Origin of the sequence: Shinella sp. M27 (assembly GCF_049199905.1) — a bacterium.
Classification (GTDB): domain Bacteria; phylum Pseudomonadota; class Alphaproteobacteria; order Rhizobiales; family Rhizobiaceae; genus Shinella.
In genome coordinates this window covers 178379-184913 of the sequence record NZ_JBLZPK010000059.1, presented here as the reverse complement: position 1 = coordinate 184913, position 6535 = coordinate 178379, and the positions used below count along the sequence as shown (strand labels likewise).

Below are 6535 nucleotides of genomic sequence, written 5' to 3'. Positions count from 1 at the left end.
CCGCGTCGCATTCCACAGGGAACGAATGGACGATCAGCACTCCACCACATTGACGGCGAGGCCGCCGGTGGAGGTTTCCTTGTACTTCTCGTTCATGTCGACGCCGGTCTGACGCATGGTCTCGATGCAGGCGTCGAGCGGCACGAAATGCTGGCCGTCGCCCTTGAGGGAAAGCGAGGCCGCCGTGACCGCCTTGACGGCGCCCAGCGCATTGCGCTCGATGCACGGCACCTGCACGAGGCCGGCAATCGGGTCGCAGGTCATGCCGAGATGGTGCTCCAGCGCGATTTCTGCGGCATTCTCCACCTGCTCGGGCGAACCGCCCATGACGGCGGCAAGGCCGGCGGCGGCCATGGCGGAGGCGGAGCCTACCTCGCCCTGACAGCCCACTTCGGCGCCTGATATCGAGGCATTGTGCTTGATGATGCCGCCGACGGCCGCAGCGGTCAGCAGGTAATCGCGAATGCCGTCCTGGTCGGCGTCCTCGTGGAAATGCAGGTAGTAGCGGATCGTGGCGGGCACGACGCCGGCCGCGCCATTGGTCGGCGAGGTCACGACGCGGCCGCCGGCGGCGTTCTCCTCGTTGACGGCCATGGCGTAGACGGAGAGCCAGTCATTGGCGAGCAGCGGGTTCGCCTTGTTGGAGCGCCACTCCTCCTGCAGCTTGTCGTGGATGGAGCGGGCGCGGCGGCGCACCTTCAGGCCACCGGGCATGATGCCCTCGTTCTTCAGGCCACGATCGATGCAGCTCTTCATGGCGCCCCAGATTCGGTCGAGGCCGGCATCCAGCTCCTCGCGCGACATGGTCGCTTCCTCGTTGGCGCGCTTCATCTGGGCAATCGTCATGCCCGAACGTTGCGCCATTTCGAGCATCTGCTTGGCCGATGAGAAGGGGAACGGCACCTTCGTGCCGCCGGGCTTCGCTTTGCTGGCGCGCATCTGCTCGAGTTCCGTATCCGTGACGACGAAGCCGCCGCCGACGGAATAGTAGATACGCTTCAAGAGGAGGCGGTCGTCGCGGTCATAGGCGGAGAATGTCATGCCGTTGGCGTGGCCGGGCAGCGGATTCTTCTTGTCGAAGATCAGGTCGGTCTTCGGCTGGAAGGTGTAACCGGGATGGCCCGGCGGCGTGATGCGGCCGGTGCGCTCGACCTCGCCCACGATCGCATCCATCTGGTCAGGGTCGACCGCGTCAGGCCGCTCGCCCATCAGGCCGAGAATGACGGCGCGGTCGGAGCCATGGCCGACGCCGGTATAGGCGAGCGAGCCATGCAGGCTCATGCGGATACCCGCGACATGGGCGTTCGACGGGCGCGGCCAGTCGTCGGAGAGGATCAGGTCGAGAAAGCGGTTCGCCGCCGACATCGGCCCCATCGTATGGGAGCTCGACGGCCCGATACCGATCTTGAAGACATCAAAAACCGAAAGGAACATTCCCTGACTTCTCCTCGCCGCAGCCGGCTCATGCTTTGACCGTTGAAGCTACGTTATCACGCGGCGCGCTCTTGGCGATCTCCCGACATCGGGTTTTACCAGTGCGACATGCCGAAAACAAAAACAGCGCGTCTCGATGAAGAGCGCGCTGCTTATGTAGGGATTTAGGCCTGATGTTTTCAGATGCCGCCGAAGAGATAGGCGATAACCAGAACGGCGCCAAAACCGAGGACTGCACGGGCGGTAACGCCCCAGCAGGATTTCTGAACGGTGCTTTCCATGATTTCCCCGAATGGAAGTGTCGTGCGAGCCGCCGATATCAGCGCCGCATAGGGCTCTGTTTAATGAAGAATTTATGAAACCGCAATCGCGAAAAATGGCGAAACCAAGGCGGCATCGGCATAGGAGCCCCGCGCTCAACGCATGACCTGTCGCAGAATCAGACAGTTGCGCGCGCCGGATACTCTCTTGCGAACGGCGAGCGCCGCCCTCGTTTTGCCTCAGGTCTGAACCGCGCGCGAACACGGTCGCTCCGCGGCTTGCAAAATGCCGAATCCGTGGCACAAGACATTTCATGAACATCCCGGACCTTATCGCACTCGCTATCTTCCTCGCCCTGTGGATGGGGTATTCCTGGATTACGGACCGGGCAAAACTGTTCGACCGGGTGAGCCTCACGCGCGCCATGAGTTCGCAGCGCGCGGTGTGGATCCGCAACGCCATGCACCGCGACCTGCGCATGATCGATACACAGATCATGGCCGGCCTGCAGAACGGCACGGCTTTCTTCGCGTCAACCTCGCTTCTGGCGCTCGGCAGCTGCTTTGCGCTACTCGGGGCGACGGAGCAGGTCTTCGCGATCTTCAGCGACCTGCCCTATTTCTTCCATGGCAGCCGCGCCGGCTTCGAGATGAAGGTCGGCGGCCTTGCCATCATCTTCGGCTATGCCTTCTTCAAGTTCGGCTGGTCCTATCGGCTGTTCAACTATTGCACCATCCTGCTCGGCGCCATGCCGATGAGCGGCGACATTCACAAGGATCCCGCCGGCGCGGATCTCGCCGCCGACAAAGTGATCCGCATGAACATCCTGGCCGCAAAACACTTCAACAAGGGTCTTCGGGCCATCTTCCTGTCGATCGGTTATCTCGGCTGGTTCGTCAGCCCGTTCCTGTTCATCGCCACGACCATCGGCATCATCATCGTGCTCGTGCGCCGTCAGTTCTATTCGGAAGCACGCCTCGCCGTGCTCGAAAACCTCGACTGACCTCTCCCAACGATCCGTTCCAACCGGCCACCTTTCGGCCATCCGCCCGGCGCAAGCTTGGCGTGACACTTTTCTATGGACCAAAGCAATGCGGCGACCTCGAACCATGACGACCACGGTGATTGACGGCAATGAGGCAGCAGACGGCGGGCAAACGCGCCGACTTGCCCGTATCCCGCTGATCGACCAGCTGCGCGGCGTCGCCCTGATCGCCATGGCGATCTACCATTTCACCTGGGACCTCGGCTTCTTCGGCTATATCGAGCCGGAAACCGCCACGACCGGCGGCTGGCGCATCTTTGCCCGCGTGATTGCCGGCAGCTTCCTCTTCCTCGTCGGCTTCAGTCTCGTGCTCGGGCAGCGGAAAGGGTTTCACGCAAGGCCCTTCTTCATCCGGCTTGGGAAGATCGGCGGTGCGGCTCTCATCATCACCATCGCCACCTGGTTCGCCTTCCGCGAGACATTCATCTTCTTCGGCATCCTGCACGCCATTGCAGCAGCAAGCGTCCTCGGGCTCCTCTTCCTGCGCCTGCCCGTCATCGTCACACTGGTCGCCGCCGCGGCAGCGGTCGCAGCACCACTCTATCTGCGGGCACCGCTCTTCGATCATCCGGCACTCTGGTGGGTCGGGCTCTCGGTCAACATCCCGCGCTCGAACGACTACGTGCCGCTCTTGCCATGGATCGCGCCGGTGCTTCTGGGCATCGTGTTCGCCAAGCTTTTCGCCGCAAGCACGCTTCCCGAACGGCTCGCCGGCTTTGGCGGCCTGACAAACGTCCGGTGGAAAACCCTGCTGGAGGCCGCGGGGCGCCACAGTCTCGCCATCTATCTTATCCACCAGCCCGTGCTGATCGCACTGGTCTATGGCTTCTCGCTGGTCATGCCGGCGCCCGCTCCCGACCCGGCCGTCGGCTATGTCAAAAGCTGCATGCGCGCCTGCGAACCAGAACGCGGCGCCGGATTCTGCCAGAGCTTTTGCGGCTGCACGCTGAACGGATTGCAGGACCAGAACCTTTTCGCCGACCTCAACCGCGGCGCGATCGATGTGACGACGGACGAGCGGATCGGCGCGATCTCCTCGCAGTGCACGACGGAATCCGAGACGAAGACCGACCTCAAGGAGTAGGGATCATGAACGCCTATCGCATGAAGCCACTCGCCTTCCCCTGGCCGCCGCTGATCTACGGCGCGGCACTCGCGGTCGCCTTCCTGCTCCAGGCCTATTTCCCGCTCGCGGTATCGGAGACCGACAGCCTGATCGCTACCGTCGCCGGCAGCGCGCTGATCCTCACGGCAATCGTGCTGGACGTCTGGGCGATGCGCACGCTTCTGGATTGCCACACGACCATCCTGCCGAACCGCTGTTCCACCCATCTGGTCACCTCCGGCCCCTACCGGCTTACCCGCAACCCGATCTATCTCGGCTATACGCTGGCGACGGCCGGCATCGGCCTCGTGATGCTCAATCCCTGGTGCCTGGTGACGGCAATCGTCGCGTCCGGCCTCACCAGCATCGTCGCCATCAAGCGGGAAGAACTGCATCTCCTCTCGCGCTTCGGCATCGATTTCGAACGCTATTGCAACGGCACGACCCGCTGGATCTGAAGACGACGATGGCGCCGGATGTTTTCATCCCGCGCCACACGATACATTCAAAACCCGGATTGCTCAGGTGCCGACGCCGATTTCGGCGAGGCGGGTGAGGCAGGCCTCCTCGACATTGTCGAGCTCGGTCAGCGTCTCTTCGATATCCCTCCGCTTCTGGCGAAGTTCCTCGCGCTTCTCGCTGACCTTCGTCATCAGCATTTCTAGCTGCCCCACCTCGCCCGGCGGGTCCTTGTAGACGCGGATGATGTCGCGGATCTCGGCAATGGTGAAGCCGATACGCCGGCCGCGCAGGATTTCCAGGATCAGGCGACGGTCTGCCGGTCGGAAAAGGCGTGTGCGGCCGCGGCGCTCGGGATTGATGAGCCCCTCATCCTCGTAGAAGCGCAAGGTGCGGGTGGAAACGCCGAATTCGCGCGTCAGCTCGGTTATGGTATAAAACTTGTCCACGCCTGCTCCGATCATTTCTGAGCGGGCATTTTATTGACTTTTACGTATAAGTCAATTTTTCACGTCAGTGGATCGCAAACCACCATGTGGCGAGGCCAAGAAAGGCAAAAAATCCAACGATATCCGTCACTGCCGTGACGAAGACGCTGGAGGAGACCGCAGGGTCGGCGCCGGCCTTGTCGAGCAGCATGGGAATCATAATACCGGCAAGAGCCGCCGCGCACATATTGATCAGCATGGCCGCCGCGATGACGCCGCCGATATTGATGTCCTGAAACCACAAGCCGGCCACCGCACCAATCATCAGGCCGAAAGCGATGCCATGCAACAGGCCGACACCCGCCTCGCGGCGCACGACGCGCCAGGCGTTGTGAATGTCGAGGTCGCGCGTCGCAAGTGCACGCACCGTCACCGTCATGGTCTGCGAGCCGGCATTGCCCCCCATGCCCGCCACCGCCGGCATCAGGATGGCGAGCGCCACGATCTGCTCGATCGTTCCCTCGAACAGCGAGATGACCGAAGCGGAGATGAACGCCGTCAGCAGGTTGACGAGCAGCCAGGGCGCACGCGAACGAGAGGTGGTAAGGACGGTGTCCGAAAGCTCTTCGTCGCCGACGCCGCCGAGGCGCATCAAGTCCTCCTCGGCTTCCTCCTGAATGACGTCGACCACGTCGTCGATGGTCAGCACGCCGACCAAGCGGCCGTTCTCGTCAACGACGGCGGCGGAGAGAAGATCGTACTGCTCGAAGAGCTGGGCCGCCTCTTCCTGGTCCATGTCGGCCGGGATCGGGTGGTTGGTCTCGCGCATGACCGTTTCGATCTTCGTGCCGCGCGCCGTGCGCAGGATGCGGTCGAGATCGACGACGCCAAGCAGGCGGAAGGTCGGATCGATGACGAAGATCTGCGAAAAGCTCTCCGGCAGGTCGGCGTCCTCGCGCAGATAGTCGATCGTCTGGCCGATCGTCCAGAACGGCGGCACGGCGACGAATTCCGTCTGCATGCGGCGGCCGGCGGTGCTTTCCGGATAATCCAGCGAGCGGCGCAGGCGGATCCGTTCGGTGAACGGCAGCTTGGAAAGGATTTCCTCCTGATCTTCCTGATCGAGGTCTTCCAGAATGTAGACGGCGTCGTCCGAATCCATCTCGCCGAGCGCTGCGGCGATCTGTTCGTTCGGCATGTGATCGACGATGTCGAGGCGGATGGCCTCGTCGACCTCGGTCAGCGCCGCAAGGTCGAAATCCGCGCCGAGCAGCGAGACGAGCTGGCGGCGCTGGTCAGCCTGGATCGCCTCCAGAAGGTCGCCCATTTCCGATTCGTGCAGCCGCGCGACGTGGCGGCGCAGGAACAGAAGATCGCGGTCGGCGATCGCCGCGCCGACATGCATGAGGAAATCCGAACGGATCGAGCCGTCCTCGGCATAGATATCCTCACCGTCGAAGGTACTGTGTTCTACGGTGTTGCCCTGCTGCTCGATGCGGTCGTCGTCGCCGGTGTTGTCCATCGGGCCGCTCCTTGCGTCGGTATCGTCCCGCAGGGCCATGTCGGCGGCGCGGAGATGACAGGGATTTCAGTGCAGGGTTCCTCGCAGGCGCCCTAAAACGGACGTCTCACGCCCATCGTGCTAGCTCAAAGTGCCCGCCCGGTCCATGGCCGAAAGCGGCAAAAGCCGACGTCGCGAAAATTTTTCGCAAGCTGTTGCAATAGCATGCAAATCGAAGGTTTTGCGGCGCACGAAACAGGCCCGGCATTTTCCCACCGCCGCAAACAGGCTAGGAAGGGGAA

6 protein-coding genes are annotated in these 6535 nt (G+C 62.6%); 3 read left to right on the top strand and 3 right to left on the bottom strand.

Annotated features, from left to right (window positions below):
• Nucleotides 1–33: 33 nt before the first annotated feature.
• Complete coding sequence (locus ACOZK4_RS21810; protein ID WP_421593749.1) at nt 34–1434, bottom strand: L-serine ammonia-lyase; 1401 nt, start codon at nt 1432–1434, stop codon at nt 34–36.
• A 574-nt stretch (nt 1435–2008) separates the two neighbouring features.
• On the opposite strand from ACOZK4_RS21810, the gene ACOZK4_RS21805 reads away from it, so the two are divergent.
• The 3 genes from ACOZK4_RS21805 to ACOZK4_RS21795 all read left to right on the top strand — a co-directional run bounded on the left by ACOZK4_RS21805 (nt 2009) and on the right by ACOZK4_RS21795 (nt 4303).
• Nucleotides 2009–2698: a DUF599 domain-containing protein gene (locus ACOZK4_RS21805; protein WP_421593748.1), complete on the top strand. Its 690-nt coding sequence runs from the start codon at nt 2009–2011 to the stop codon at nt 2696–2698.
• A 106-nt stretch (nt 2699–2804) separates the two neighbouring features.
• Entirely contained in the window at nt 2805–3824 is a 1020-nt protein-coding gene (locus tag ACOZK4_RS21800; RefSeq protein WP_421593747.1) for a DUF1624 domain-containing protein, read from the top strand.
• Nucleotides 3825–3829: 5 nt separating this feature from the next.
• The gene (locus ACOZK4_RS21795; RefSeq protein WP_421593746.1) at nt 3830–4303 is read left to right on the top strand and encodes a methyltransferase family protein; all 474 of its coding nucleotides are present in this window, start codon (nt 3830–3832) and stop codon (nt 4301–4303) included.
• A gap of 63 nt (nt 4304–4366) precedes the next feature.
• On the opposite strand, the gene ACOZK4_RS21790 is transcribed toward ACOZK4_RS21795, so the two are convergent.
• Both ACOZK4_RS21790 and mgtE read right to left on the bottom strand, forming a co-directional pair.
• The gene (locus tag ACOZK4_RS21790) at nt 4367–4753 is read right to left on the bottom strand and encodes a MerR family DNA-binding transcriptional regulator (RefSeq protein ID WP_313531149.1); all 387 of its coding nucleotides are present in this window, start codon (nt 4751–4753) and stop codon (nt 4367–4369) included.
• A 64-nt stretch (nt 4754–4817) separates the two neighbouring features.
• Nucleotides 4818–6254 (bottom strand): magnesium transporter, encoded by a 1437-nt coding sequence (mgtE, locus tag ACOZK4_RS21785; protein ID WP_313531151.1) that lies wholly within the window; start codon nt 6252–6254, stop codon nt 4818–4820.
• Nucleotides 6255–6535 lie beyond the last annotated feature (281 nt).